The organism is Aureimonas sp. AU40, assembly GCF_001463785.1.
Lineage (GTDB): Bacteria > Pseudomonadota > Alphaproteobacteria > Rhizobiales > Rhizobiaceae > Aureimonas.
The window spans coordinates 60,245-85,422 of record NZ_BBWL01000035.1; the positions used below are offsets into that span (position 1 = coordinate 60,245).

At 67.8% G+C, this 25,178-nt stretch carries 23 protein-coding genes and 1 pseudogene; 13 read left to right on the forward strand and 11 right to left on the reverse strand.

All coding sequences use genetic code 11. The annotated features are described in order from the left end of the window. Positions 1–212: 212 nt before the first annotated feature. Both mnmE and AUL32_RS12035 read left to right on the forward strand, forming a co-directional pair. Complete coding sequence (mnmE, locus tag AUL32_RS12030) at positions 213–1,535, forward strand: tRNA uridine-5-carboxymethylaminomethyl(34) synthesis GTPase MnmE (RefSeq protein WP_082659593.1); 1,323 nt, start codon at positions 213–215, stop codon at positions 1,533–1,535. 2 nt (positions 1,536–1,537) lie between these two features. Further along, positions 1,538–2,050, forward strand: coding sequence for a GNAT family N-acetyltransferase (locus AUL32_RS12035; RefSeq protein ID WP_062115217.1), 513 nt, complete (start codon positions 1,538–1,540; stop codon positions 2,048–2,050). On the opposite strand, the gene AUL32_RS12040 is transcribed toward AUL32_RS12035, so the two are convergent. Then, positions 2,047–2,604: a Uma2 family endonuclease gene (locus tag AUL32_RS12040; RefSeq protein ID WP_062115219.1), complete on the reverse strand. Its 558-nt coding sequence runs from the start codon at positions 2,602–2,604 to the stop codon at positions 2,047–2,049. The genes AUL32_RS12035 and AUL32_RS12040 overlap by 4 nt on opposite strands. 131 nt (positions 2,605–2,735) lie before the next feature. On the opposite strand from AUL32_RS12040, the gene mnmG reads away from it, so the two are divergent. The 4 genes from mnmG to AUL32_RS12060 all read left to right on the forward strand — a co-directional run bounded on the left by mnmG (position 2,736) and on the right by AUL32_RS12060 (position 7,298). Continuing rightward, positions 2,736–4,619 (forward strand): tRNA uridine-5-carboxymethylaminomethyl(34) synthesis enzyme MnmG, encoded by a 1,884-nt coding sequence (gene mnmG, locus AUL32_RS12045; RefSeq protein ID WP_062115221.1) that lies wholly within the window; start codon positions 2,736–2,738, stop codon positions 4,617–4,619. A 58-nt stretch (positions 4,620–4,677) separates the two neighbouring features. Then, entirely contained in the window at positions 4,678–5,340 is a 663-nt protein-coding gene (gene rsmG, locus AUL32_RS12050; RefSeq protein ID WP_244497843.1) for a 16S rRNA (guanine(527)-N(7))-methyltransferase RsmG, read from the forward strand. A gap of 73 nt (positions 5,341–5,413) precedes the next feature. Next, positions 5,414–6,226: a ParA family protein gene (locus AUL32_RS12055; RefSeq protein ID WP_061973243.1), complete on the forward strand. Its 813-nt coding sequence runs from the start codon at positions 5,414–5,416 to the stop codon at positions 6,224–6,226. An 88-nt stretch (positions 6,227–6,314) separates the two neighbouring features. Next, positions 6,315–7,298: a ParB/RepB/Spo0J family partition protein gene (locus AUL32_RS12060; protein WP_062115226.1), complete on the forward strand. Its 984-nt coding sequence runs from the start codon at positions 6,315–6,317 to the stop codon at positions 7,296–7,298. A gap of 211 nt (positions 7,299–7,509) precedes the next feature. On the opposite strand, the gene AUL32_RS12065 is transcribed toward AUL32_RS12060, so the two are convergent. The 5 genes from AUL32_RS12065 to leuS all read right to left on the reverse strand — a co-directional run bounded on the left by AUL32_RS12065 (position 7,510) and on the right by leuS (position 13,386). Continuing rightward, positions 7,510–8,421: a LysR family transcriptional regulator gene (locus AUL32_RS12065; RefSeq protein ID WP_082659595.1), complete on the reverse strand. Its 912-nt coding sequence runs from the start codon at positions 8,419–8,421 to the stop codon at positions 7,510–7,512. A 24-nt stretch (positions 8,422–8,445) separates the two neighbouring features. Further along, entirely contained in the window at positions 8,446–8,886 is a 441-nt protein-coding gene (locus AUL32_RS12070) for a lysozyme inhibitor LprI family protein (RefSeq protein WP_156421447.1), read from the reverse strand. A 235-nt stretch (positions 8,887–9,121) separates the two neighbouring features. Further along, on the reverse strand, positions 9,122–10,168 hold the full coding sequence (gene holA / locus AUL32_RS12075; protein WP_062115232.1) for a DNA polymerase III subunit delta: 1,047 nt from the start codon (positions 10,166–10,168) through the stop codon (positions 9,122–9,124). Between the two features lie 28 nt (positions 10,169–10,196). Further along, entirely contained in the window at positions 10,197–10,766 is a 570-nt protein-coding gene (locus AUL32_RS12080) for a hypothetical protein (protein ID WP_062115235.1), read from the reverse strand. After that, positions 10,753–13,386, reverse strand: coding sequence for a leucine--tRNA ligase (leuS, locus tag AUL32_RS12085; RefSeq protein WP_062115238.1), 2,634 nt, complete (start codon positions 13,384–13,386; stop codon positions 10,753–10,755). The genes AUL32_RS12080 and leuS overlap by 14 nt, the downstream gene beginning before the upstream one ends. A gap of 393 nt (positions 13,387–13,779) precedes the next feature. On the opposite strand from leuS, the gene AUL32_RS12090 reads away from it, so the two are divergent. Continuing rightward, entirely contained in the window at positions 13,780–14,448 is a 669-nt protein-coding gene (locus AUL32_RS12090; RefSeq protein WP_062115241.1) for a YggS family pyridoxal phosphate-dependent enzyme, read from the forward strand. Between the two features lie 28 nt (positions 14,449–14,476). Here the strand turns inward: AUL32_RS12090 and AUL32_RS12095 are convergent, their stop codons facing one another. The 3 genes and pseudogenes from AUL32_RS12095 to AUL32_RS26435 all read right to left on the reverse strand — a co-directional run. Continuing rightward, on the reverse strand, positions 14,477–15,097 hold the full coding sequence (locus AUL32_RS12095) for a DedA family protein (RefSeq protein ID WP_062115245.1): 621 nt from the start codon (positions 15,095–15,097) through the stop codon (positions 14,477–14,479). 137 nt (positions 15,098–15,234) lie between these two features. After that, the gene (locus AUL32_RS26430) at positions 15,235–15,378 is read right to left on the reverse strand and encodes a hypothetical protein (RefSeq protein WP_244497844.1); all 144 of its coding nucleotides are present in this window, start codon (positions 15,376–15,378) and stop codon (positions 15,235–15,237) included. Between the two features lie 24 nt (positions 15,379–15,402). Then, positions 15,403–16,120 (reverse strand): annotated as a pseudogene (locus tag AUL32_RS26435) (phosphotransferase); the annotation flags it as partial. Between the two features lie 211 nt (positions 16,121–16,331). Here AUL32_RS26435 and AUL32_RS12100 point away from each other — a divergent pair. The 5 genes from AUL32_RS12100 (at position 16,332) to AUL32_RS12120 (ending at position 22,023) form a co-directional block, all read left to right on the forward strand. Further along, positions 16,332–17,414: an AI-2E family transporter gene (locus AUL32_RS12100; protein ID WP_061973256.1), complete on the forward strand. Its 1,083-nt coding sequence runs from the start codon at positions 16,332–16,334 to the stop codon at positions 17,412–17,414. A 107-nt stretch (positions 17,415–17,521) separates the two neighbouring features. Further along, a complete protein-coding gene (acs, locus tag AUL32_RS12105) occupies positions 17,522–19,480 on the forward strand; it encodes an acetate--CoA ligase (protein ID WP_062115248.1) in 1,959 nt (652 codons plus the stop codon). Between the two features lie 308 nt (positions 19,481–19,788). Beyond that, on the forward strand, positions 19,789–21,231 hold the full coding sequence (locus tag AUL32_RS12110) for a PTS galactitol transporter subunit IIC (protein WP_062115251.1): 1,443 nt from the start codon (positions 19,789–19,791) through the stop codon (positions 21,229–21,231). 25 nt (positions 21,232–21,256) lie between these two features. Continuing rightward, the gene (locus AUL32_RS12115) at positions 21,257–21,709 is read left to right on the forward strand and encodes a PTS sugar transporter subunit IIA (protein WP_062115254.1); all 453 of its coding nucleotides are present in this window, start codon (positions 21,257–21,259) and stop codon (positions 21,707–21,709) included. A gap of 29 nt (positions 21,710–21,738) precedes the next feature. Next, on the forward strand, positions 21,739–22,023 hold the full coding sequence (locus AUL32_RS12120) for a PTS sugar transporter subunit IIB (protein WP_061973263.1): 285 nt from the start codon (positions 21,739–21,741) through the stop codon (positions 22,021–22,023). Between the two features lie 693 nt (positions 22,024–22,716). On the opposite strand, the gene AUL32_RS12125 is transcribed toward AUL32_RS12120, so the two are convergent. Further along, on the reverse strand, positions 22,717–22,941 hold the full coding sequence (locus AUL32_RS12125; protein ID WP_062115257.1) for a hypothetical protein: 225 nt from the start codon (positions 22,939–22,941) through the stop codon (positions 22,717–22,719). A gap of 53 nt (positions 22,942–22,994) precedes the next feature. Between AUL32_RS12125 and AUL32_RS12130 the strand changes: the two genes are divergently transcribed. Next, positions 22,995–23,513, forward strand: coding sequence for a DUF1003 domain-containing protein (locus AUL32_RS12130; protein ID WP_062115260.1), 519 nt, complete (start codon positions 22,995–22,997; stop codon positions 23,511–23,513). A 70-nt stretch (positions 23,514–23,583) separates the two neighbouring features. Here the strand turns inward: AUL32_RS12130 and AUL32_RS12135 are convergent, their stop codons facing one another. Continuing rightward, positions 23,584–25,176: a DHA2 family efflux MFS transporter permease subunit gene (locus tag AUL32_RS12135; RefSeq protein ID WP_062115262.1), complete on the reverse strand. Its 1,593-nt coding sequence runs from the start codon at positions 25,174–25,176 to the stop codon at positions 23,584–23,586. Positions 25,177–25,178 lie beyond the last annotated feature (2 nt).

Here is a 25,178-nt window from a genome sequence, read left to right on the forward strand (position 1 = left end):
TACGAGACGGCTCGCCGCCGCGCAAGAGAAAAAGATACATCGAAACATATCTAAGATTGGACGAGCATCGGGATGGGTTTTCAAAGTGCGGGGAAACCCTCTTCCAGAGGGAGGCGGCTTGGCGCGTTTTGTCCCTTGACGCCCATCCCGCCGGATGTGCGAACCAGAGGCGAACCGATCCGCCTTGCGACCGCCTGAATGTCAGGGACGTCATGACCGCCTCGATGCTCGACGACACGATCCTCGCTCTTTCCTCCGGTCCGCTCCCGGCGGGCGTCGCCGTGGTGCGCGTCAGCGGCCCGCTGGCGTCGGAGGCTTTGGCGGCGCTGGCGGGGGGCGTGCCGGAGCCGCGCCGCGCCAGCCTGCGGCGGCTTCGGGCGGCCGATGGTGCCGAGATCGACCGGGCGCTGGTGCTCTTCTTTCCCGGCCCCAACACGGCGACCGGGGAGGATCTGGCCGAGTTCCACCTGCATGGCGGGCGGGCGGTGGTCGCGGCGTTGACGGCGGCCCTTCTGGAGCGGCCGGGATTTCGGTTGGCGGAGGCGGGCGAGTTCACCCGCCGCTCCTTTGCCAATGGGCGGATCGACCTGACCGAGGCGGAGGGGCTGGCCGATCTCCTGGCGGCCGAAACGGAAGGCCAGCGCCGGCAGGCTCTGGCGCAGGCGGGCGGCGCGGCGCGGGCACTCTATGAAGGCTGGATGCGTCAGCTCTCTCGCATTCGCGCGCTGCTGGAAGCCTCGTTCGATTTTTCCGACGAGGGCGACGTGTCGGAGGATGTGTCCAGCGGCACGGCGCAGGCCGTGGGGCGGCTGCAGGGCGAGATCGCGGCGCATCTTGCCGGCGCGCACCGGGCCGAAATCTGGCGCGATGGATTTCGCGTCGCCATCGCCGGGGCGCCGAATGCCGGAAAGTCCAGCCTTCTCAACGCGCTCGCCGCGCGCGAGGTCGCCATCGTCTCCGCCATTCCCGGTACGACGCGCGACGTGATCGAGATCCGGCTCGACATCGAAGGCATGCCGGTTCTCCTGTCGGACACGGCGGGCCTGCGCGAGACGGCGGACGAGGTCGAGGCGATCGGCGTCTCGCGCGCCCGCGAGCGCATCGGCGCGGCCGACCTCGTCCTGTCACTGATCGATCCCGGCGCGCTGGCGGAGGAACCGCTCATCGAGGCCGGAGACACGCCGGTTCTGCGGATCACCACCAAGAGCGACCTCTACTCCGCTTTGCCGGCTAAGTTCGATGCGGCGCTCTCGGCGCGGACAGGCGCGGGGCTCGACGCGCTGACGCGGCTGATCGGCGCCCGAGCTCGCGAGGCGGCGGGCGACCCGTCCGATCTCCTGCCGGCCCGCACGCGCCACCGCGATCTGCTGCGCCAATGCCTGGAACTGCTGGACGGCTACGACCCCGCCCTGCCGCCCGAGCTTTACGCTGAAACGCTGCGGCAGGTGTCGGACCGGCTCGGCACGCTGACCGGCCGCGTCGGCGTGGAAGAGCTTCTCGGCCTGATCTTCTCTGAATTCTGCATCGGGAAATGACGATGGATCTCACCATACGGGCGGCCGAACCGCGCGACCTCGCCGCCTTGACCCTGCTGATGAATCTGCCGGACTACCGCTTCGGCACGCTGCGTCTGCCCTTCGAGAGCGAGGAGAACGTGCGCAAACGCCTGTTCGAAGGCGGTGCCAACATGGTTCTCCTCGTGTCGCTGCTGGAGGACGAACTGGTCGGCACGGCGAGCCTTCATCGCATGACGGGGCGGCGCGCGCATGTCGGCGCCATCGGCATGGGCGTCCACGACGCCTATGCCCGACGAGGCATCGGCCGCCGGCTCTTGGAGACCGTTCTGGACATGGCCGACAATTGGCTCGGCCTCAGGCGGTTGGAACTCTCGGTCAATGTCGACAACGCCCCGGCCCTGCATCTCTACCAGAGCTGCGGCTTCGACATCGAAGGGCGCGAGCGCCAATCTATCCTCCGCGATGGGCTACTGATCGACGCCTTCACGATGAGCCGCCTGCGCGAGCCGCCCCGTCCGGCCGTTGCGGATTAGGCGAGGACGCGATCGTAGACTTCGCGCAGCGGCAGTTCGACGTTGATGGCCGGCAGCGGAACCGTCTCGTCCAGCCCCTCGATCCGCCGCTCGTCCCAATGCGAGCCGGCAAGGCGCGACCAGAGTAGCGCGACGGGCTGGTCTTGTTCGAGCAACACGATATGGCGGAGGAAGGGCATGGCCTTGTGCTCGCCGATTTTGCGCAGCCGGTCGAAGTCCTGCCTCTCCAGAATGTCGAACAAAGTCAGCGGTGTGCCGGCGAGAAAGCTGTCCGGTGCGGTCGGCCCGGCATCGACGCCGAGATCGGGGCGGCGGATCTGGCCGGGCCGGGTCTCGACGCCGCATCGCCGGCTGAAGAGCGCGAAGGGCGATCCCCGCAGCGCCCCGCCGAGAAAAGCGACGAGGTTCACCACCATCCTGTCGTGCCGACGCGGCAGCCCGTCGGCCAAGCGCAAGGGAAAGCCGTCCACCAGCTCGTAAAGCCCCTCCTCGCCTGCCTGCCAGTCGGGAAACTGCGGGATGCTCCAGGGCGTGGCGGGTTGGGTCGGACGCATGGCGGGGCCGGCTTTTCGGTCGCGGGAAGCGGGTGGAACCCTATCGCGAAGCACAGGCGGGAACCAGAGTTTGGCGCTCGGGACCGTGCCCTCCGTTGACAGCGACCCCGCCTCGGGGCTTAACCCCTCCTATGACCCAGAATTCTTGCGACCTTTCGGTCGACGTCGTGGTGATCGGCGGCGGCCATGCGGGCGTCGAGGCAGCCTGCGCCTCCGCGCGCACCGGCGCGCGCACGGTGCTTCTGACCCACAGTTTCGACACGGTCGGCGCGATGAGCTGCAACCCGGCCATCGGCGGTATCGGCAAGGGCCATCTCGTGCGCGAGATCGATGCGCTCGGCGGCGTCATGGGCGAGGCGGCCGATCGCGGCGGCATCCAGTTTCGCCTGCTCAACCGGCGCAAGGGCCCGGCCGTGCGCGGCCCCCGCACCCAGGCCGACCGCAAGCTCTACAAGGCGGCCGTGCAGGCCATGGTGCGCACGCAAACCTCGCTCGAGATCGTCGAGGGCGACGCCTTCGACCTCGCTTTCGGCGAAGGCAACCGCATCGAGGCGGTGATCCTGGAAGATGGCCGGCGCATCGCTTGCGGCGCGGCGGTCATCACCACCGGCACGTTCCTGAACGGCCTCATCCATATCGGCGCGGTGAAAATCCCGGCGGGGCGCGTCGGCGAGAAGCCCTCGCTCGGCCTGTCCGCCACGCTGGCGCGCCTCGGCCTGCGGCTCGGGCGCTTGAAGACCGGCACGCCGGCGCGGCTCGACGGGCGCACGATCGACTGGGCGAGCCTGGACAAACAGGGGCCGGACGAGACCCCTTACGCCTTTTCCTATCTCACCACGCGGATCGAGAACCGGCAGATCGACTGCGGCATCACCCGCACGACCGATGAGACGCATCGCATCATCCGCGACAATCTCCACCGCTCGGCGCTCTATGGCGGCGAGATCGAGGGCGTCGGCCCGCGCTACTGCCCCTCGATCGAGGACAAGATCGTCAAGTTCGGCGACCGCGACGGGCATCAGGTCTTCCTCGAGCCGGAAGGGCTGGACGACGACACGGTCTATCCCAACGGGCTTTCCACTTCGCTGCCGGAGGATGTGCAGCGGGCCTTCCTGCGCTCGCTGCCGGGCCTGGAACAGGTCGATATCCTGAAGCCCGGCTATGCCATCGAATACGACCATGTCGATCCGCGCGAGTTGACACGCGGTCTGGAAGTCTCGAAGGCGCCGGGCCTGTTTCTCGCCGGCCAGATCAACGGCACGACGGGCTACGAAGAGGCCGCCGCGCAAGGCCTGCTGGCCGGGCTCAACGCCGCGCGCAGGGCGTCCGGCGCCGAGCCGGCGGTGGTCGGACGGGGCGAAGCCTATCTCGGCGTCATGGTGGACGATCTCACCCGCACCGGCGTCACCGAGCCCTATCGCATGTTCACCAGCCGGGCGGAGTTCCGCCTGTCGCTGCGCGCCGACAATGCGGACCGGCGCCTCACCCCGCTCGGCCTCGAATGGGGTCTGGTTGATAGCGGCCGCGCCGCCGTCTTCGCCCGCAGCGAGGCGGCTCTGAGCGCAGCGCGCGCGCTGCTGGAGCGCTCCACCATCACCACGGCGGAAGCCGCGCGCCAAGGGCTCGCGGTCAATCAGGACGGGCGAACCCGCTCGGCCTGGACGCTTCTGTCCAACGCCGACACGACGCTTGAAATGCTCCTGCCGGTCTGGCCGGAGCTGGCCTCCATCACCGGCGAGGTGCGCGAGCGGATCGAGATCGAGGCGGCCTACGACGTTTATCTCGAGCGCCAGCGGCGCGACCAGATCCGCCTCAAGCGCGAGGAGGAGCGGGCCATTCCCGCCGATCTCGACTTCGACGCCTTGAAGGGCCTGTCCAACGAAATTCGCCACAAACTGCGCGAGCGCCGCCCGGCCAGTGTCGCCGAAGCGGAGCGGATCGACGGCATGACCCCCGCTGCGCTCGCTATCATCCTCGTGGCCATCAGAAAGATCGACCGTGCGCAAGCAGCCTGAACGTTCCGTCCGACCTTTCGCCCGCACGGCCGTCGCGCGTCCGGCCACACGCCCTCGCATGGGCAAGGCGGCGACCGATGCCAAGCTCGCCGAAGAGCGCAGCCTCGTCCTGTCGCGCCATGGTGTTTCACGTGAAACAGTGGAAAAGCTCGACGCCTATGTCGAACTCCTGCGCACGTGGCAAAGCCGCATCAACCTGATCTCGCCCTCGACGATTCCCGAAATCTGGACGCGCCATCTGGAGGACGGGCTCTGGCTCTCCCATCTCGCGCGGGCCTCGACACGCTGGGTGGATCTAGGCTCCGGCGCGGGTTTTCCCGGTCTAGTTCTGGCCATCGCGCTGCACGGGCGCGAGGGTGCCGAGGTGCATCTGGTGGAAAGCAACACCAAGAAGGCGGCCTTCCTGCGCGCGGTGATCCGCGAATTGTCGCTGCCTGCGGAGGTGCATGCCGAGCGGATCGAAGACTGCGGCGAGGCGCTGGCCGGCGCGCAGGCTGTCAGCGCCCGGGCTCTGGCTCCCCTCAATGATCTCTTCGGCCTCGTCGCCCCGCATATCGGACCAGAAACGGCGCTGTGGTTTCCCAAGGGGCGAAACCACGAGGAGGAAATCGCGGAAGCTTCTGCCCATTGGCGCTTCGACATGGTAAAGCATTCCTCACAGATCGAGGATGGCTCGGTGGTGCTGGAAATCCGGCGGCTGACGGCTCTGGCGGGAGCCTAAGCCTCGCTTTTCGAAGTGTCGGATGCGTTGCCCTCCAGGCGACGCCGGTTCCCGGGCTGAGGAACGAGACGGTATGGATACGCTCCCGGTTTCGCGCATGCGCGTCATCACCATCGCCAACCAGAAGGGCGGCGTGGGCAAGACCACGACGGCCATCAACCTGGCCACGGCGCTCGCCGCGATCGGCAAGCGCACGCTGCTGATCGACCTCGATCCGCAAGGCAACGCCTCGACCGGGCTCGGCGTCGAGCGCGACGACCGCGCGGTGTCCTCCTACGACGTTCTGGTGGAGAGCGCGACGATCACCGAGGCGGCGATGCCGACGGCGGTGCCTGACCTTTCCATCATTCCCTCGACGCTCGATCTTCTCGGCGTCGAGATGGAGATTTCGGGCTCCTCCAGCCGCGCCTATCGGCTGCGCGACGCGCTGCACTTCCACAATGAGGACGCCCCGCTTTTCGACTTCGTGCTGGTGGATTGCCCGCCCTCGCTGAACCTCCTGACGGTCAACGCCATGGCGGCGGCGGACGCGATCCTCGTGCCGCTTCAATGCGAGTTCTTCGCGCTGGAAGGCCTCAGCCAGCTTCTGGAGACGGTGGAGCAGGTCCGCGATACGCTGAACCCCTCGCTGTCCCTCCACGGCATCGTGCTGACCATGTATGACGGGCGCAACAACCTCGCCTCTCAGGTGGTGCGGGACGTGCGCTCCTTCATGGGGGACCATGTCTACGAGACCATCATTCCGCGCAACGTGCGCATTTCGGAAGCGCCGAGCTTCGGCAAGCCGGCGATCCTCTACGACGTGAAATGCTCGGGCAGTCAGGCCTATATCCGGCTGGCGTCCGAGGTGATCCAGCGCGAGCGGCAACTGGCGGCGGCGGCCTGACGCCGCCTCGTTCCGCACCCGAAACGAACAGGACGCGGCTGCGAGCCGCCAAGGATAGAAGCGGAGCCATCCGCAAGGAGCCAAGAGAATGAGCGAAGACAAGGGACGCCAGCGTCTGGGCCGGGGCCTCGCCTCGTTGATCGGCGGCTCGGCCTCCTCCGCCGTTCCCTCCCGCGCCGCGACCCCCTTCCCGCTGCCGGGTGCGGCGCGTGTGGAGGAGCCGGGCGAGCGCAAGATCGCCGTGGGCGAACTCGTCGCCAACCCGCGCAATCCGCGCCGCCGCTTCGACGAGACGGACCTGTCGGAACTCACCGCCTCGATCCGCCAGCATGGCGTGGTCCAGCCGATCCTCGCCCGCAAGCTGGCGAGCGGCCGCTTCGAGATCGTGGCTGGCGAGCGCCGCTGGCGCGCCGCGCAGGAAGCGGGCCTTTCGCAGGTGCCCGTCGTGGTGCGCGAGATCAGCGACCGCGAGTCGCTGGAAATCGCCATCATCGAAAACGTCCAGCGCGCCGATCTTGACCCGATCGAAGAGGCGATGGGCTACCAGATGCTGATCGACGAGCATGGCTACACGCAGGCCGACCTCGCCGACATCCTGGGCAAGAGCCGCAGCCATGTCGCCAACACGCTGCGCCTTCTGAAACTGCCCGACAGCGTCAAGGACATGGTGGTCAAGGGCGAGCTTTCCGCAGGCGCCGCCCGCACCGCCGTCTCTCAGGACGACCCGGAAGCCTTTGCCCGGCAGATCGTGGACGGCGGCCTCAGCGTGCGCGAGGCCGAGACGCTGGCGCGCGGCGAGCCGCTGGCGCCCCCTGCCCCGCCGCGCGGCGGCGCACCCAAGCGCCGCGTCTCCACGCCTCAGCCCTCGCTAGCCGACGTGCGCGACAGCGACACGCAGGCGCTGGAGAAGCTTCTCTCCGACACGCTCGGCCTGCCTGTTTCGATCGAACTGCGCGCCGAAGGCGGCACCATGCGCCTCGACTTCCGTCATCTCGACCAGCTCGACCATCTCTGCCGCCTGCTCCAGACGCGGGTCGGCAGCGAGTCCGAGCCGCGCGTTCGCAGCCTGTAAGGGCGCGAGGGCGAGCCAAGGCGGCGAGCTATCCCTCGCCCGTTCCGGCGTTGTGGCCGGTCTTGGCTGGCGCCCGATCCGATCGGGTTCGACCCTCTCCGGCGTCGAGCCGACAGAACGACGGGACGGTCTCGCCCGCGTCGCCGCGCGATAGGCGCAGATGATCGGAAACCGAAGCGTGCAGCGGCTCGGGTGCAGCCGCTCGAACCGTTCAGCCGATGACCCGCGCCAGAGGCTCGGCTGCCGCGATCTCCTCCAGGCGGCGCAGGAAGAGGCGCAGGCCCCGGTCGCGGATCTTGGAGGCGCGGAGCGTCAGGCCGAGTTCGCGGCAGAGGGGTGGGTCGAGGGGACGGCAGATCGTGCCGGGGATGGGCTCGGCCAGCGCCAGACCGGGCAGGATCGAGGCGCCGAGCCCGACCGCCACCATGCGCTTGATCGTCTCCACGCTGCCGAGTTCCATGATCGGGCTGGGGGCAAGTCCGGCCTCGCCGAACCAGCGATCGAGCCCGCCCCGCGTGTGACCGCCGGACTCGTAGAGAATCAACGGCTCGGCCGCCATAGCACTTGGGGTCACGTGATCGGGCACGGCGGCACCGGCCGGAAATAGGGCCAAAAGCGGCTCGCGCATCAGAAGCGTCGTCTCCAGCGCCCGGCTGGAGGGCGCGGGCAAGGTGACGAGACCGACATCGATCTCCCCCGCCTCGACGCGCGGCAGGATGTCCACCGTGTTGCCGATGGCGACGGTGATGTCCAGGCCCGGCATGTCGCTCTTAAGATTGGAGAGAACCGGCGGCAGGAGGAAAGTGCAGGCCGTGGCGCCCGTGCCGATGCGTAGCCGCCCGGCCTCCTCGCTGCCGAAGCGCGACACGGCCTCCACCGCGTCTTCCATCGCGGCTAGCGCCCGGCGCGCCGGCTCGAGCAGCGTCTCGCCCGCCGGGGTCGGCTGCGCCCGCCCCGCCGCGCGGTCCAGAACCCGCACGTCGAGAAGGCGCTCCAGCTCCTGCAATTGCTGGGAAACGGCGGGCTGGGCCAGGTGGAGACGCTTTGCGGCCAGCGACAGCGTGCCGGTTTCCACCACGGCCAGGAAGGTGCGCAGCTGCGACAAGCTCGGCCATCTCGCCATGAGGGACGCCTCTTGGTAAGCCGGCTAATTCGCTTGCGAGGCGGCGGCCGGGACGGGGCAGCTGAGGTCCCCTTCCTCGCAGTTCGCGTAGCTTTCCAAGTGCTCGATCCGCTGTTCCGTCTCGGTCCTGAGGCAGTCTGCATGCACCATGGACTGGACGCTGCCGCCTTCGGTGGCGGAGGCGACAAAGTCGCATTCGGCGTCGCGAAAGGCGATCCAAGCACGCTGCGCGGAGACCAGCCTTGCCAGCCTGTCGTGGTCGCCGGCGAGCCGGTCCTTCAGCGTGCGATAAAGATCGTTCAGCTTGTGATCGACCTCGCTATAGGCGCGTCCCGCGCAAAAGTTGAGACTCGCCTGGTCCTGCGCGCTGTCGCAGTCGAGCGCCCTGGCCGGCGCGGCGGTGAGCGTCAGCCCCAGCGTGAGGAGCAGGATGGTAGTGGGTCCCAGCGATGCGAAAGGGGGCATGGCTTCGTCTCCTGGTCTGTTGGCGATCTCTCGGGGTGATCGAGAGGATAAGGTCCGGCGCGCGGACGGGTCGATGGGAGTGCGGGCCACGTTCACCGCTCAGTTGAGCCGAGCTTTGGGCAGTTCGCGTCTTCACGGTCTTTCCCACGAATCCGGATTTACGGAACGGCCTCCATGTTTCCCGACCTTTCGCACTGTCCAACAGCGAAACCTGTCCGCTTTGCCCGGATGGGTTCTAGCGTCGTCCGCGCGTGCGCAGCTTGGCCGCTTCCACGCTGATGTCGGTCAGCGTCCGGCGCATCACGGTGACGGCCAGCGCGCTTTCGCGGCGCGAGAGGAGAATGTCGGCCTCGATGCGCTGGAGTGTGCGGGCTATGGCCTCGCCTGTCCAGGCTCCGAGCGCGGCTTCGAATGCGGGCTTGCGGCGAAAATGCGGGCGGCGGCGCTCCACGGCGGCCGAGACGGTCGCGCCCCCCTCCTCCACCTCGGCGCGCATCAGCTGCAACCCGTGGAAATGGCGCAAGAGCGCGGAATGAAGCTGGAAGGTCGATGTGCCCGACGCCAGAAGACGCTCGATCAGTTCGGGCAGCTTCTTCACCTCTCCCGAGGCGGCGGCATCGATCGTCTCGTCCACCGTATCGGCCGACACATCGCCGACAATGGTCTCGACATCCTCCTCGGCGATCTGCCCCTTGCCGAGCGCGTAGAGGCAGAGCTTCTGCACCTCGCCGCGCGACGCCAAGCGATTGGCGCCCAGCCGGTCGCGCAGCGCCTCGCGCGCGGGACGGTCGATCGTCAGGTTGGCGGCGGCGAGTTCCTCGTCGATCATCCGGTCGAGCGCGCGCGCCTCGTCCTGGTAGCAGGGCAGCGCCATGGCGGCGCGCCCGCGCTCGATCTGCTGGCGCAGGGCCGCGGTCTTCTTCAGGTCCCCCGCCTCGATCACGATCGTCGCCCCGGCAGGCGGGTCGGCGGCAAGGTCGGCCACGGCGTCGGCGAGGTTCTTGCCCGCGCCCGCGCCGCGCACGCGGATCAGCCGGCGCCCGCCGAAGAGCGACATCGTGCGCGCCTCGTCGAACAGGCGGCCGATGTCGCGCTCGAGATCGTCGGCGTTCAGCACCACGGTGCTGAAGGGATCGGCGAGATCGGCCCCGCTGAGCTTGGCGACGGTCGCCGCGCGCTCCGACACTAGCCCCGGATCGGGGCCGTAGAGCAGCACCACGGGAAAGGACGTGTCGGGGCGAGACAGGAACGCCTCGACTTCGCCGGCCTTCTTCTGGGCCATGTGCCCTGCCCTCGCTTCGCCCGCGCGCCTACTTGGTCACAGCCGGCGCGCCCGTCGCGTCGCGCTGGAGCACGGGCGCCACCACGGCGAGAATGCGCTCGGCCACGGCCTTGCCGGCCTGCTCGCGCGCGTCGATCACCGCGCGCTCGGCGGCATAGAGCTGCTGCGTGCGGTCATAGGGCACCATGGCGAAGCGCTGGCCCTTGGTGAGCGAAACGCCATCGCGGAGGCGCACGAGATCGTAGTCCACCGTCATGCGGTAGAGGCTGGCGGCGGGCGCGCCGGTGCCCGCTTCCAGCGAGGTGATCTGGTCGGACGCGGTGACGACGGGGCGCAGCTCGTAAAGCGGCTCGCGCACCGGATCGGCGCCGTTCAACGCATAGAGCATGGCGTTGCGGAAGACCTGGGCGGTGCGCGTCTGCGCCGGGGTGATGGAGATGCGCCCCTTCAGCCCGACCAGCGCATTGGCGCGCGCGCCCGTCGCGGGGTCGAGATGCGTCGTGCCGTAGAGCGGGCCGGCGGTGCAGCCGGCCAGGAGCCAGGCGGCTGCCACCAGCGGCAGGACTTTCAGCGAGCGGCGGACGCTAGACGACGACATTGACGATCCTCCCGGGCACCACGACGATCCGCTTGGGCGCGGCGCCGGCGAGCGCATCTTGCACGAAATCGAGCGCCAGGGTGGCCGCTTCGATCTCGCCCTTCTCGGCTTTGGCGGGAACGGTGATGTCGCCCCGCTTCTTGCCGTTGATCTGCACGGGCAGCACGATCTCGTCGTCGACGAGCAATGTGGCGTCGATCGTCGGCCAGCCCTGCGCGGCACAGAGGCCGGGCTCGCCCAGCGCCTGCCAGCATTCCTCCGCCAGATGCGGCATCATCGGCGCGACGAGGCGCACGAGGATGGAGAGGGATTCGCGCGCCGCCACCCGCAGGCTGCTGTCGGCGGCCAGCGCCTCCGGCGTGAAGGCGGCGGACAGCGCGTTCACCAACTCGTAGAGCCGCGCCACGCCCTTGTTGAAGGCGAGCCGCTCGATATCGTCTCCGACGCCCGCCGCCGTGCGGTGCGCCGCCCGGCGGACGAGCTTGGCCGCGTCGCTCGGGGTGGCGTCCGTGTCCGCGCCGGCGGGCCCGAGATGCTCGGCCGTTTCGGCCACGAGGCGCCAGACGCGCTGGACGAAGCGATGCGCGCCCTCGGCGCCCGCCTCGGTCCAGATCACGTCGCGCTCAGGCGGCGAGTCGGAGAGCATGAACCAGCGCGCCGTGTCGGCACCGAGCGAGGCGATGATGTCGTCGGGGTCCACGACGTTCTTCTTGGACTTCGACATCTTCTCGATCGAGCCGATCTCGATCTCGGCCCCGGTGGACAGGCGCCTGGCGCGGCGCACGCCGTCCACTTCCTCGATCACCACGTCGGAAGGCGGCACCCACTCACGGGCTCCGTCCCCCAGGGCGCGATAGGTCTCGTGCACCACCATGCCTTGCGTGAACAGGCCCTTGAACGGCTCGTCCAGATCGACATGGCCGGTGGCGCGCATCGCCCGCGTGAAGAAGCGGGAATAGAGAAGATGCAGGATCGCGTGCTCGATGCCGCCGATATACTGGTCCACCGGCAGCCAGGCATTGGCGATCTGCGGGTCCGTCGGCTCGTTCGCGTGCGGCGCGGTGAAGCGCGCGAAGTACCAGGACGAGTCGACGAACGTGTCCATCGTGTCGGTTTCGCGCAGGGCCGGGCCGCCGCATTGCGGGCAGCTTGTCTGGCGCCAGGTCGGATGGCGGTCGAGCGGGTTGCCCGGCTTGTCGAAGTCGATGTCGTCGGGCAGGCGCACGGGCAGGTTTTCGCGCGCTTCCGGCACCACGCCGCAAGCCTCGCAATGGAGAACCGGGATCGGGCAGCCCCAATAGCGCTGGCGCGACACGCCCCAGTCGCGCAGGCGGAAATTGACCTTGCGCTCCGCCTGCGGACGGCCGTTCAGCACCGCGCTCTCCAGGCGCCGGGCGACCTCGGCAAAGCCCTCTGCCGGCGTCATCCCGTCGAGGAAGCGCGAGTGGAACAGGCGACCTTCGCCGTCATAGGCGGTGTTGTCCACCGTGAAGCTCGCCGCGTCCGCGCCCTCTGGCAGGACGACGGGCGTCACGGGCAGGTCGTATTTGCGGGCAAAGTCGAGATCGCGCTGGTCGTGCGCGGGGCAGCCGAAGATCGCGCCGGTGCCGTATTCCATGAGCACGAAATTCGCGACATAGACCGGCAGCGTCCAGCCGGCGTCGAACGGATGCGCGACGCGCAGACCCGTGTCGAACCCGCGCTTTTCCGCCGTTTCGATCTCGGCCGCCGAAGTGCCGCCGCGCTTCACGTCCTCGATGAAGGCGGCGAGCTCGGGATTGCTCGCGGCCGCCCGCTTGGCCAACGGATGGTCGGCGGCGACCGCCAGGAAGCTCGCGCCGAACAGCGTGTCGGGCCGCGTGGTGAAGACCTCGACCTCGGTCAAGTCGGCGCTTGCCGAGCCCTCGGCCAGCGCCCAGCGGACCAATAGACCTTCCGACTTGCCGATCCAGTTGCGCTGCATGGTGCGCACCTTTTCCGGCCAGCCGGGCAGGTGGTCCAGCGCGGCGAGCAGGTCGTCGGCATAGTCGGTGATGCGGAAGAACCACTGCGTCAGCTCACGCTGCTCGACCAGGGCGCCCGAGCGCCAGCCGCGCCCGTCGATTACCTGCTCGTTGGCGAGCACGGTGTTGTCGACCGGGTCCCAGTTGACCTTGGACTTGCGGCGATAGGCGAGGCCCTTCTCGAGCAGGTCGAGAAACAGCATCTGTTGGCGGTGGTAGTAGTCGACGTCGCAGGTCGCGAACTCGCGCGACCAGTCGAGCGACAGGCCCATGCTTTTCAGCTGCCCGCGCATGGTGGCGATGTTCTCGTAGGTCCACTTGGCCGGGTGGACCTTGTTCTGCATCGCGGCGTTCTCGGCGGGCATGCCGAACGCGTCCCACCCCATCGGGTGCAGGACGTTGAAACCCTTGGCGCGCTTGTAGCGGGCGACGACATCGCCCATCGCGTAGTTTCTGACATGGCCCATGTGGATGCGCCCCGAGGGATAGGGGAACATTTCCAGCACGTAGTATTTCTCGCCCGGCGCGTCGCTCCGCGTCTCGAACAGCGTCTCGGAAGCCCAGCGCTCCTGCCAACGGGGTTCTGCGGCGCGGGGATTGTATCGTTCGATGGCCATTGCGGAAGACGTCTCGTGCGGATGATGCGGGCGGGCGGGGGCGCCGAAGCGTGGCGCGGGGTGCCCTGTCAATATTGCCTAAACCCGCCCTTCACAAGCTTTGCGTCAGACCGCATAACCGGGACCGGATGGAAGAAGCAGACGCGTGCCGCCAGCCTCGCGCACCATGGAGGATGAGCCACCGTGGCCTCGGCATGGGCTTTGCCTTCCAGGGAGTGACAAGCGATGTGGATGATTCCGCTGAGCGTCACGCTTGAGATGAAACGGACCCGGAGAGGCTGGCAAGTCTGTCTCCGGGTCCGACTGATCATCTAAGGCGAAGGGTGTCGGAGTTAGCGCTCCGGCACCCACTCCTCAACATAGAGAAAAACCGCCTTTTCTTCAAGGAATGCCATGAGCGAGACCGCCGTCGACCGCCTTCACGAAATCCGCGCCCGCATCCGCGAGGCGGAAGCCGAGGCCCGGCGCCTGGCGGGCAGCGTCCAACTCGTCGCCGTGTCGAAGACCTTCGAGGCCGAGGAGATCCGCCCCGTGCTGGAGGCCGGGCAGCGCGTCTTCGGCGAGAACCGGGTTCAGGAAGCGCAGGGCAAGTGGCCGGCGCTGCGCGAGGCCTTTCCCGATCTGGAACTCCACCTCATCGGCCCGCTCCAGTCCAATAAGACGGCCGAGGCTGTGGCGCTGTTCGACGTGATCGAGACGGTGGACCGCGAGAAAATCGCCGCCGAGATCGCCAAGGAAATGCAGAAGCAGGGCAGGGCGCTTCGTCTCTACGTCCAGGTCAATATCGGCGAGGAAGCGCAGAAGGCCGGCATTCCGCCGCGCGAGGCGGTGGCTTTCGTCAAGCACTGCCGCGAGGCGCACGGCCTCGCGGTCGAAGGTCTCATGTGCATTCCGCCTGCCGAGGAGCATCCCGGTCCCTATTTCGCGCTGCTCGAGAAGATCGCGGGCGAGGCGGGAGTGGAGAAGCTCTCCATGGGCATGTCCGGCGATTTCGAGCGCGCCATCCCCTTCGGCGCCACCAGCGTGCGCGTCGGCTCGGCGATCTTCGGCTCACGCTCGTAAGCCGGAGCTTCGCGCGATTAGACGACGCTCAGGCGCGGCTGCGGCGTCGGCTGCGCCAGAACCAGACGGCGCCGACGATGACGGCGAGGATCACCAGCGCGTCGGCCACGTGGAAAGCGGTCTTGACCCAGGGCGTGTCGTTCCAGTGCTCGCCGAGGCGCGCGCCGAGCCAGGCGAGGGCGTAGCACCACAGAAACGAGCCGGTGAACGTGTAGAGGTGGAAGCGCCAGAGGTTCATCCGCGCGATGCCGGCGGGCAGCGACAGGAAGGTGCGCACCACGGGCAGGAGGCGGCCGATGAAGATGGCGAGCGAGCCGTAGCGGGCGAAGAACCGGTCCGACAGCGCCAGCTCCTTGGTGCCCCAATGCGCCCGGCGGATCAACCGCTCCACGAAGGGCCGCCCGCCCCGCGCGCCGATCTCGTAGGCGAGATGCGAGCCGATATTGCAGCCGATCGCCCCGGCCAGCGCGGCCGCCAGAAGGCTGAACTGCCCGGTCGAGGCGAGATAGCCGGCAAAGGGCATGATGATCTCGGAGGGTAGCGGCAGGCAGGCCGATTCCAGCCCCATTAACACGGCGACGCCGACCAACCCGCCGGCGGACATGACGGTGACGAGGCTGGCGACGAGGGGAGCAAGCACGGCTTCCATGGAACGGCGATCCTTCACTGTCTCACCCTGCCCGTAACAGAAATGTGAGCCGCTGTAACGTTGCTGCCGTTCCGTCCCGAGAGCGAGCCGGTTTCAGCCGTTGGACGACCGATAGACGATCCGACCCCTTCACGGGATCAGAGCAACAGGTCCATGCGCGACAGGGTCAGCCGCGATTGCCGGCACAAAGCCTCGTTCCGACCGTCCCGATAATAGGCGAGGGCGATGACGGCGGCATAGAGCGCCCAGCCCTTGGCCCGGAGCCAATCGCTCTCGCTCAACGCGCAGGCGTCGCGAAACGTCTCGCGAGCGAATGGATCGACCCAGGACCATGCACTGGCATAATCGGCCGCTGGATCGCCCACCGCCGAAAGGCCCCAATCGATGACGCCCAGCGAGGACCCCGTCCCGCGCGAGAAGATTATCGGCCTTCAGATCCCCGTGCAGCCAGACGCTCGGTCCCATGTAGCGCTCACAGCAAGCCCGCTCCCAAAGGATATGGGCCCGGGGCGCGTCGATCTCGTCCGCGACAGCCTCGATCGCTGGATGCGTTCGGTCCGAAAGCTCCGCAAGCGGAACGCCGCGCCGGCTGTTGCGCTCGCCTGCCAGGGGCGCGCCTTCGCTGGGTATGGACTGGAGGGATTGCAGAAAGCCAGCGAGCGCACGGGCGGCGGCTGCGGGGTCGGCGATGGCGTCGGGAGAGGCGATCCGACCTTCCATCCAGTCGAAGAGGCCGAACTCGCAGGGCAGACCCAGATCGACCCGTCCGCGCAATCGCAGACGAGGAACGGCAAGCGGCAGGCCGCGCAAGCGCGGCAGCCAGTCCAGTTCCTTGGCAAGAAGCGGCACCGCCGAAGCACGACGGGGCAGGCGGAGAACTGTGCGATCCCCGATGCGAAACAGCGCATTGTCCGTTCCCGAAGAAACGACAGGGCGGATCGGCAGTCCGGCCCAGTCGGGCGCCTGCTCGCGCAACAGCCGGTGGAGCACAGCTTCGGAAGGAGGCAGGTCGTCATCGTGCATGCGGCAGGCCTAGCGGGATTTGGCAAAGCGGGGATGACGGCCCGGCCGGTAAACGACCAACCGCTTCACCCGTCGGTGGCCTCACTGTCCCGCGGCTCAACCCGAACGGCGCCACTCTCGATTTCGCCGATGCGAGAGCAATATTGGTCGCACTGCCGGCGCGTTTCCGGCCGCGTCGTTCGGGCGCGTGTTTTGTCAGGAGTGCGGCCGCGTGCAGAATCCCTTTTCCAGCTCCTCGTCCGGCCCCGCGCCCACGCCGGCCGCGACGCCGCGTCCGGTGGCCTATCGCACGGTGTCGATCGCGGCGATCGTGCTCGGCATGATCCTGGCCGTCGTGGTGTTCTCCTATGCCGCCACGGGCTTCTTCCTGATCTTCGCCTCGCTGCTGCTGGCGGCGATCTTCTGCGGCGTCGCGCGCCTGTTCCAGCGCCTCGGCCTGCCGCGCTGGGCCTCGCTGCTCCTGGTCTATCTCCTGACCTTCGCCATGATCCTCGCCCCCGTCGCCTGGGGCGGCATCGCGCTGGTGCAGGAGTTCAACAATCTTCTGGCCGGCGTGCGCGAGCAGGCCGACAAGCTCCTGCATTCGCTGCAGCAAATGGGCCTGCCGGTGGACCCCGGCTCGGGCTCGAAATCCTTCGAGGATCTCCTGCCGTCGGGCCTTGCTTCCTCGGCGGGGCAGGCGCTGTTCGGCGCGCTGGGCGCGGTGGGCAATTTCTTCGTGGTGCTGTTTCTCGCCATCTTCGTGTCCTGGCAACCAGGCGTCTACCGCGACGGGGTCGTGTCGCTGTTTCCTAAGGAGAAGCGGGCGCGCGTCTCGGCGGTTTTGAAGAAGGCCGCCCATTCGCTGATCCTCTGGGTGGCGGGCGACGCCATCTCCATGGCGCTGATCTTCACCGTCTCCTGGGCGGGACTGCTTCTGATCGGCGTCAACAACGCCTTTCTCCTGGCGCTCCAGGCCGGCCTTCTCGCTTTCGTGCCGACGGTGGGCGCCTTCGTGGCAGGGGCGATCATCGTCCTGGCCGCGCTCGCGCAGGGCGTCGACATGGCGCTCTGGGCGCTCGGCCTCTACCTTCTGATTCAGGGCGTGGAGAGCAATGTCGCCCAGCCCATCGCCCAGCGCTACACGACCTCGCTGCCGCCAGCGCTGACGCTCGGCGCGCAGGTGATCTTCGGGCTTCTGTTCGGGCTTCTCGGCTTCGTTCTCGCCGTGCCCGTGGTCGCCGTGGTGCGCACGCTCGTGCGTGAGTTCTATATCGACGACGTGCTCGGCGGCCCGGTGAAGCGGGAAGACTGATCGGGTCGCGGCACAAGGTTTCCTCGCCGCTTGAAGCGCTCTAGACTCCGCCGGAGGCTGAGTCGCGCGCCAACGCGCGCCGCCGATGTCTGGGAGGAAACGAGACGATGACGACGCTGCCCGTCAAGGACGAATGGAAGGCCGGCGCGCTTTTGACGCAAGCCGACTACGCCAGCTGGTACGAGAAGAGCGTCGGCGATCCCGACGGGTTCTGGCGCGAGCACGGGCAGCGGCTGGACTGGATCAAGCCCTATGCCAAGGTGAAGAACACCTCCTTCGCGCCGGGCAACGTCTCGATCAAATGGTTCGAGGACGGCACGCTCAACCTCTCAGCCAACTGTCTCGACCGGCATCTCGACAAGCGCGGCGACCAGACCGCCATTCTCTGGGAAGGGGACGATCCGTCCGAGTCCCGCGCCATCTCCTACCGGGAGCTCTACGGCGAAGTCTCCCGCATGGCCAACGTCCTGAAGGACATGGGCGCCCGGCGCGGCGACCGGGTGTCGATCTACATGCCGATGATCCCCGAGGCGGCGGTGGCGATGCTCGCCTGCGCGCGCATCGGCGCGGTGCATTCGGTGGTGTTCGGCGGCTTCTCGCCCGATGCGCTGGGCGGGCGCATGGAGGGCTCGGGCTCCAGGATCCTCGTCACCGCCGACGAGGGCCTGCGCGCCGGGCGCAAGGTGCCCTTGAAGAGCAATGCCGACAAGGCGATCGAGATCGCCGCCAAGAGCGGCCACGCGGTCGAGAAGGTGCTGGTGGTCCGGCGCACCGGCGCCGAGGTGCCGGTCACGCCCGGGCGCGACGTCTGGTGGCACGAGGCGCGCGAAACGGTATCCGCCGACTGCCCGCCGGAGGAGATGGGGGCCGAGGACCCGCTCTTCATTCTCTACACCTCGGGCTCCACCGGCAAGCCCAAGGGCGTGCTGCACACGACGGGCGGCTATCTCGTCTGGGCCTCGATGACGCATCAATACGTCTTCGACTATCGCGAGGGCGAGGTCTTCTGGTGCACGGCCGATGTCGGCTGGGTCACGGGCCACAGCTACACCGTCTACGGCCCGCTCGCCAACGGCGGCACGACCCTGATGTTCGAGGGCGTGCCGAACTATCCCGACGCCGGGCGCATGTGGCAGGTGGTCGACAAGCACGGCGTCAACATCTTCTACACCGCGCCGACCGCCATCCGCGCCCTGATGGGGGCGGGCGACGAGTTCGTCACCAAGTCCTCGCGCAAGTCCATCCGCGTTCTCGGCTCGGTCGGCGAGCCGATCAACCCGGAAGCCTGGAACTGGTATTATCGCGTGGTGGGCGAGGAGCGCTGCCCGATCGTCGACACCTGGTGGCAGACCGAAACGGGCGGCATCCTCATCACGCCGCTGCCCGGCGCCACCGATCTCAAGCCAGGCTCGGCGACGCGCCCCTTCTTCGGCGTCCAGCCGCAGCTGGTGGACGGCGAGGGCAAGGTGCTGGAGGGCGCGACCGAAGGCAATCTCTGCATCACCGACAGCTGGCCTGGCCAGATGCGAACCGTGTTCGGCGATCACGAGCGCTTCGAGCAGACCTATTTCTCGACCTATCCCGGCAAGTACTTCACCGGCGACGGCGCGCGGCGCGACGAGGACGGCTACTGGTGGATCACCGGCCGGGTGGACGACGTCATCAACGTGTCGGGCCACCGCATGGGCACGGCCGAGGTGGAGTCGGCGCTCGTCTCGCACCCCAAGGTTTCGGAAGCGGCGGTGGTCGGCTATCCCCACGACGTGAAGGGGCAGGGCATCTACTGCTACGTCACGCTGATGGAAGGCGAGGCGCCCTCGGAGGAGCTGAAGAAAGAGCTCGTCGCCCATGTGCGAAACGAGATCGGCCCCATCGCCTCGCCCGACAAGATCCAGTTCGCGCCCGGCCTGCCCAAGACGCGCTCGGGCAAGATCATGCGCCGCATCCTGCGCAAGATCGCGGAGGACGATTTCGGCGCGCTGGGCGACACCTCGACGCTCGCCGACCCCGCCGTGGTGGACGATCTCGTCGGCAACCGGCAGAACCGCAAGACCGCTGCTGCCTGAGCCGGGCCGAACCCAAGCGCTAAGCGGGAAGGGGGCTTCGGCCCCCTTTTTCCATGGACGCTCGGCCTCTGAGGAAAGGGCCGGCTTGCCACCGCCGGGCCGGCGACGCGCTTTGACCGATATCCCCGGCCGACCGGGCCGTCAGGCGATTGAGCCGAAGGCGAGACGCGCAAGGGAAAAGCGGGGACTCGTCTGTTTGAACAACTTGATAACCATCAGGACAAGTGTTCCACTTCCTCTTGGGGAGGAAAGACGGAAAGCTTGAAGCCGCGCCGCCCCGGCAAGCCTTTGTGCTTCGGGAGGACACGATGAACGACATGCTCGGCCTGTTGAAGGGGGTCGTGGACGCGCTCGGCGCGACCGTCCTCCTTCCCATTCTCATCTTCGCGATTGCCCTCGTGCTCGGCGCCAAGCCGGGCCGGGCCTTTCGCGCCGGCCTCACCATAGGCGTCGCCTTCGTCGGCATCAATCTCGTGCTCGGCCTGATGCTGACGACGCTGGGGCAGGTGGCCCAGGCCATCGTCACCAACACCGGCATGCAGCGCGACATCGTGGATGTCGGCTGGCCTTCGGCCGCCGCGATCGCCTTCGGCTCCTCGGTCGGGCTCTGGGTCATTCCTATCGGCATTCTCGTCAACGTGGCGCTGCTCTTTTCCGGGCTGACGCGCACGCTGAACGTCGATGTCTGGAACTTCTGGCACTTCGCCTTCGTCGGCTCGCTGGTGACGGCGGCGACGGGAAGCCTCGGCTACGGACTCCTCGCCGCCGCCCTCATGGCGGCCCTGTCGCTGGTGCTGGCGGACTGGACTGCCAAGGGCGTGCAGCGGTTCTACGGCGTGCCGGGCGTCTCCGTGCCGCATCTCGCCTCCGCGCAGATCGTGCCGGTCGCCATCGGGCTGAACTGGCTGATGGACCGCATTCCCGGCATCCGCGACATCCGCATCGACACCGAGACCGTGCAGCGCCGACTCGGCGTGTTCGGCGAGCCGATCGTCATGGGCCTCGTCATCGGGCTGGTGCTCGGCCTCGTCGCCTATGCCGGCAGCGCGGATGCCGGCACCGTCATCACCAAGGCGTTGCAGACGGGCGTCAATCTTGCCGCCGTCATGCTGCTTCTGCCGCGCATGGTGAAGATCCTGATGGAAGGGCTGATCCCGGTCTCGGAGGCGGCGCGCTCCTTCGTGCAGAAGCGGGCGGGAGACCGCGAGATCCATGTCGGGCTCGACTCCGCGATCCTGATCGGCCACCCGGCGGCGATCGCGAGCTCGCTGATCCTCGTGCCGATCGCCATTCTCCTGTCGCTGATCCTGCCGGGCAACCGCATCATCCTCTTCGCCGATCTCGCCGTCATCCCCTTCGTGGTCGCCATGGCCGCGCCCATCGTCAACGGAAACGTCTTCCGCATGGTGGTGATCGGCACGGTGACGCTGACGCTCGGCTTCTATGTCGGCATGGCGCTTTCGCCGCTGATGACGGCGACCGCAGCGGGATCGGGCTTCGCCATTCCCCCGCAGGCCAGCGCCATCACCAGCGTCGTGGACGGGTTCCTCTACCTCCCCTATCTCGTGATCCGGGCGGCCGAGGGATGGGGGCTGATGGGTCTCGGCCTCGTGCTGGTGGCGATCCTCGCGCTCCTGTTCGGCTACCGCGCCGCGCCCCGTGCCTTCGACAGGCTGGCGGGCGGCGAGGAGCCGGCGGAACCCGCGCCGCTCTCGCGCGGCCCCGGCGCGCCCGCCGTCACGCCGCGCTGATCCACCGACCCGTCGAGGAGACACCATGCTGCGAACTCATCTCGACCCGTCGCTGATCCTCCTGGGGGCCGAGGCGCGCTCGGCGGAGGAAGCCATCACGCTTCTGGCGGAGCGACTGGAGGCGGCGGGGCGGGTGCGGCCGAGCTACGGCCCGGCCGTGATCGAGCGCGAGCGCACCATGCCGACCGGCCTGCCGCTCGGCGCGATCAACGCCGCGATCCCGCACACGGACCGGGAGCATGTGATCGCCCCCGCCGTGGCGCTGGCGGTTCTGCGCGAGCCCGTCCGCTTCGCCAGCATGGACGATCCCGACGAGGCGCTGCCCGTGCGCATCGTCTTCGCCCTCGCGATTTCGGACAAGAACGGCCAGATCGCCCTTCTCCAGGCGATCATGGGCTTCCTGCAGGACCAGCGGGCGCTGGAGCGCATCCTCACCGCCCAGACGCCCGACGAGGTTCTTTCCCTCGTCGCCGCCTGACCTCTTCCCTTTCAAGATTGGACGACCCCATGCGCAAGAAGACCATTCTGATCGCCTGCGGCACCGCCGTCGCCACCTCCACCGTCGTCGCCGTGGCAATCGAGGAGGCCATGCAGGAACGCGGCATTCCGGTCGAGATCCGGCAATGCAAGGCGACGGAGGTGCGCAGCTTGGCCGAGGACGCCGACCTCGTGGTCGCCACCACTCCGGTGCCCGACGACATCGGAAAGCCGGTCTTCAAGGGCCTGCCCTTCCTGACGGGCATCGGCCGGGACGCGCTGATCGAGGAGATCGCGGCGGCGCTGAAGGCGTGAGCGGGAAAGACACCGCGCTTCCGGGCGGCGCTACCGGCCGCGGGCGGACGTCTCGTTCACTTCGGCCCGGTGGGGCAGACCTTGGAAGGGGACGTGGAACCTTTGCCGATCGCCGGCATCTTCGAGCTCGCGACCCTTGCCGAGGCGTTGGCCTTTTACCGATCGGCCGAATAGGCACCGATCAAGATCGAACGCGGCGAAGCACAGGAAGCGCGCATATTCATCGTGGATGCGGGCTAGGACGCCCGTCATTCTCATGAACCTCTGAAGACGCAGGACGGGTGGTTTGTGTCCAAATCCGCCTCCCGATCGCAGTTTCGATACCGATGCCGTGATGAACGCAAAAAGCTCCACTCGCTCGACTCAGATGCGCAACCCCGCCCCAACGCCCTGCGAAGCGCCGGCCAAAAGAGGCGGGGCGCGATGACGCACTCTTGGGCCTTGCGCATCGCTTCGCATCACCCCATTCTCTGTCTCGTGTTCAACGAAGCGAAAGGAGGTGATCCAATGTCGAGTGATTTCCAAATGCCGGTTGGGTCTTTGTATCTCACGGGTTTGCAGGAGCAGCCTCTTTCGAACGCGTAAACGATATGTCGATCCGGCAGCGGTCCGACGACCCCCGGCATGACTGATATCACGGAGGCCGCTTCCCGAAAGGGGAGCGGCCTTTTCGCTGGGCGCTCGCCCGGCCGGTCAGCCGAGGCCGCTCGGCGACGCCCTTTCTAAATTTTCGGACAGCTTGGCGCGAGGCCGCAGGACGGGCTTGACCCGGCCCGCGTTCGGGTTCATTTCCCCCTTGCGCTGCAAGCCTTCGCGCCCGGCGCTCCCCATTACCAACCGGTCCCCAAGGATCATGCCCAGCAACAACGATCCCAGTCGATCGCGTCTGCCGCAGAGCCTGTCGCTGAGCTGATCCATCCGGCTCACCTCGCGACCGGTGCTGCGGCCCGTCGCGACATGTGAGGTGAGCCATGAACACGGCAATCCGTTTCGTCGCCTATCAGCTCCGCCGTGCCTCCCGCATGCGCGATCCCAACGAGATGTTCAACGACGGCATGACCTTCGGCGAGCGTCTGGCGGACCGGGTCGCCGTGATCGGCGGCTCCTGGAGCTTCATCATCGGCTTCACCGTCTTTCTGGTCGGCTGGGCCGTCCTGAATACGGTGGTGCTCGCCGCCAACGCCTTCGATCCGTTCCCCTTCATCTTCCTGAACCTCGTGCTCTCCATGGTCGCGGCGCTGCAGGCACCCGTCATCATGATGAGCCAGAACCGGCAGGCGGCGAAGGATCGGTTCGAGGCCCGTCTCGACTACGAGACCAACCTGCGCGCGGAAGCCCAGATCACCTTGCTCGGCGAGGAACTGGCCCTGCTGCGCGAGGAGATCCGCTTCCTCGTCCGGGCCGAAACCCGGCGCAGCGGCGCGGAGCTCGGCTTCGCGGACGAGGGCGATGCGGCCGAGGCGCCCCGCGCCCGTCCCATCCACGCCTGACCCTGGTCTCTCCAGTCTACGCTGAAAGAAGCCCCGCTCCGGCGGGGCTTCTTCGTTTCCAAACAGGCTCTCAGTGCCCGCCCGCCGGGGCGCCGCCGCCGAGCTTCACGTTGCGCAGGATCAGGGCCAGCGGCACGGCGGCGGCCGAGATCAGCATGAGCACGTGGAAGACGTCGATATAGGCGAGCGTGCCGACCTGGCGTTGCAGAGTCTGGCCGATCACGGCGATGGCGCCGGACTGCGCGTCGGCCGCCGACAGGCCTTGCGAACGCAGGTAGGAGGTCAGCGTCTGCATGGTCTGCTGATAGGCCGGCTCGCTCGGCACGATATGCTCCACCAGCCGGCTCTGGTGGAACTGCTCGCGGAAGGCCAGCGTGTTCTGCGCGATCGAGACGCCGATCGAGCCGCCGACATTGCGCGCCACGTTGATGAGCGCCGAGGCCTGGTCGGTCTTGTCCGGCGGAATGCCGTCGTAGGACGCCGTGGTGATGGGGATGAAGATCAGCGGCAGGCCGAGGCCGACATAGATGCGCGACCAGACGAAGAAGCCGAAGTTGAGATCGGGGAACAGGCGCGTCAGGTCCCACATGGCGCCGGCGACGATCGCGGCCCCCAGCGCGATCAGATATTTCGGCTGCACCACGCTGGTGAGACGCCCGACCACGAACATCATTGTCATGGTGACGACGCCGCCCGGCGAGAGCGCAAGGCCCGCCCAGGTCGCGGTGTAGCCGTAGAAGGTCTGCAGAAGCTCGGGCAGGAACTGCGTGGTGGCGATCAGGATCGCGCCCGTCGCCATCATCACGAGGAAGCAGGAGCCGAACTGCCGGCTCCAGATCATGCGGATGTCCACCACGGGATTTCGGTGCTTCAGCTCCCAAGGGACCATGAACAGGAAGGCGAGGACGCAGACCGCGGTGGAGACGATGATGAAGGTCGAGCCGTACCAGTCCTCCGTCTGGCCGCGGTCGAGGATCAGCTCCAGCGCGCCGAGAAAGGTCGCGACTGAGAGGAAGCCGACGAGATCGAACGGCACGCCCCGGCGCTTCAGCTCCGCCCGCTCGCGCCGCGTCTCGTCCGACTCCGTCACCAGCTGCCAGACGAGCGCGAAGGCCAGGATGCCGATCGGGCCGTTGATGAGAAAGCACCAGTGCCAGGAGTAGTTGTCCGACAGCCAGCCGCCGAGCGTCGGGCCGATCACGGGCGCGACCACGACCGCGACGCCGAACAGCGCGAAGGCCTGGCCGCGCTTTTCCGGCGGAAAGCTGTCGGCGAGGATGGACTGCGAGATCGGCACCATGCCGCCGCCGGCAAAACCCTGGAGCACGCGGAAGAAGAGCAACGACTCGATGTTCCAGGCAAGGCCGCACAGGACGGAGGAGACCGTGAAGAGCGCGAGGCACGCGAGATAAAAGCGCTTGCGCCCATAGCGCTTGGCGATGAAGCTGGAAGCGGTGAGCACGATGGCGTTGGACACGAGATAGGTCGTGACCACCCAGGAGGCCTCGTCCGAGGACACGCCGAGCCCGCCCGAGATGTAGCGCAGCGCCACGTTGGCGATGGTCGTGTCGAGAACCTCCATAAAGGTCGCGATCGACACGACCACGGCGATCAGCCACGGATTGCTCGGCCGCCCGGCCGAGGCGCCTGCCGCTGCGGCCATCG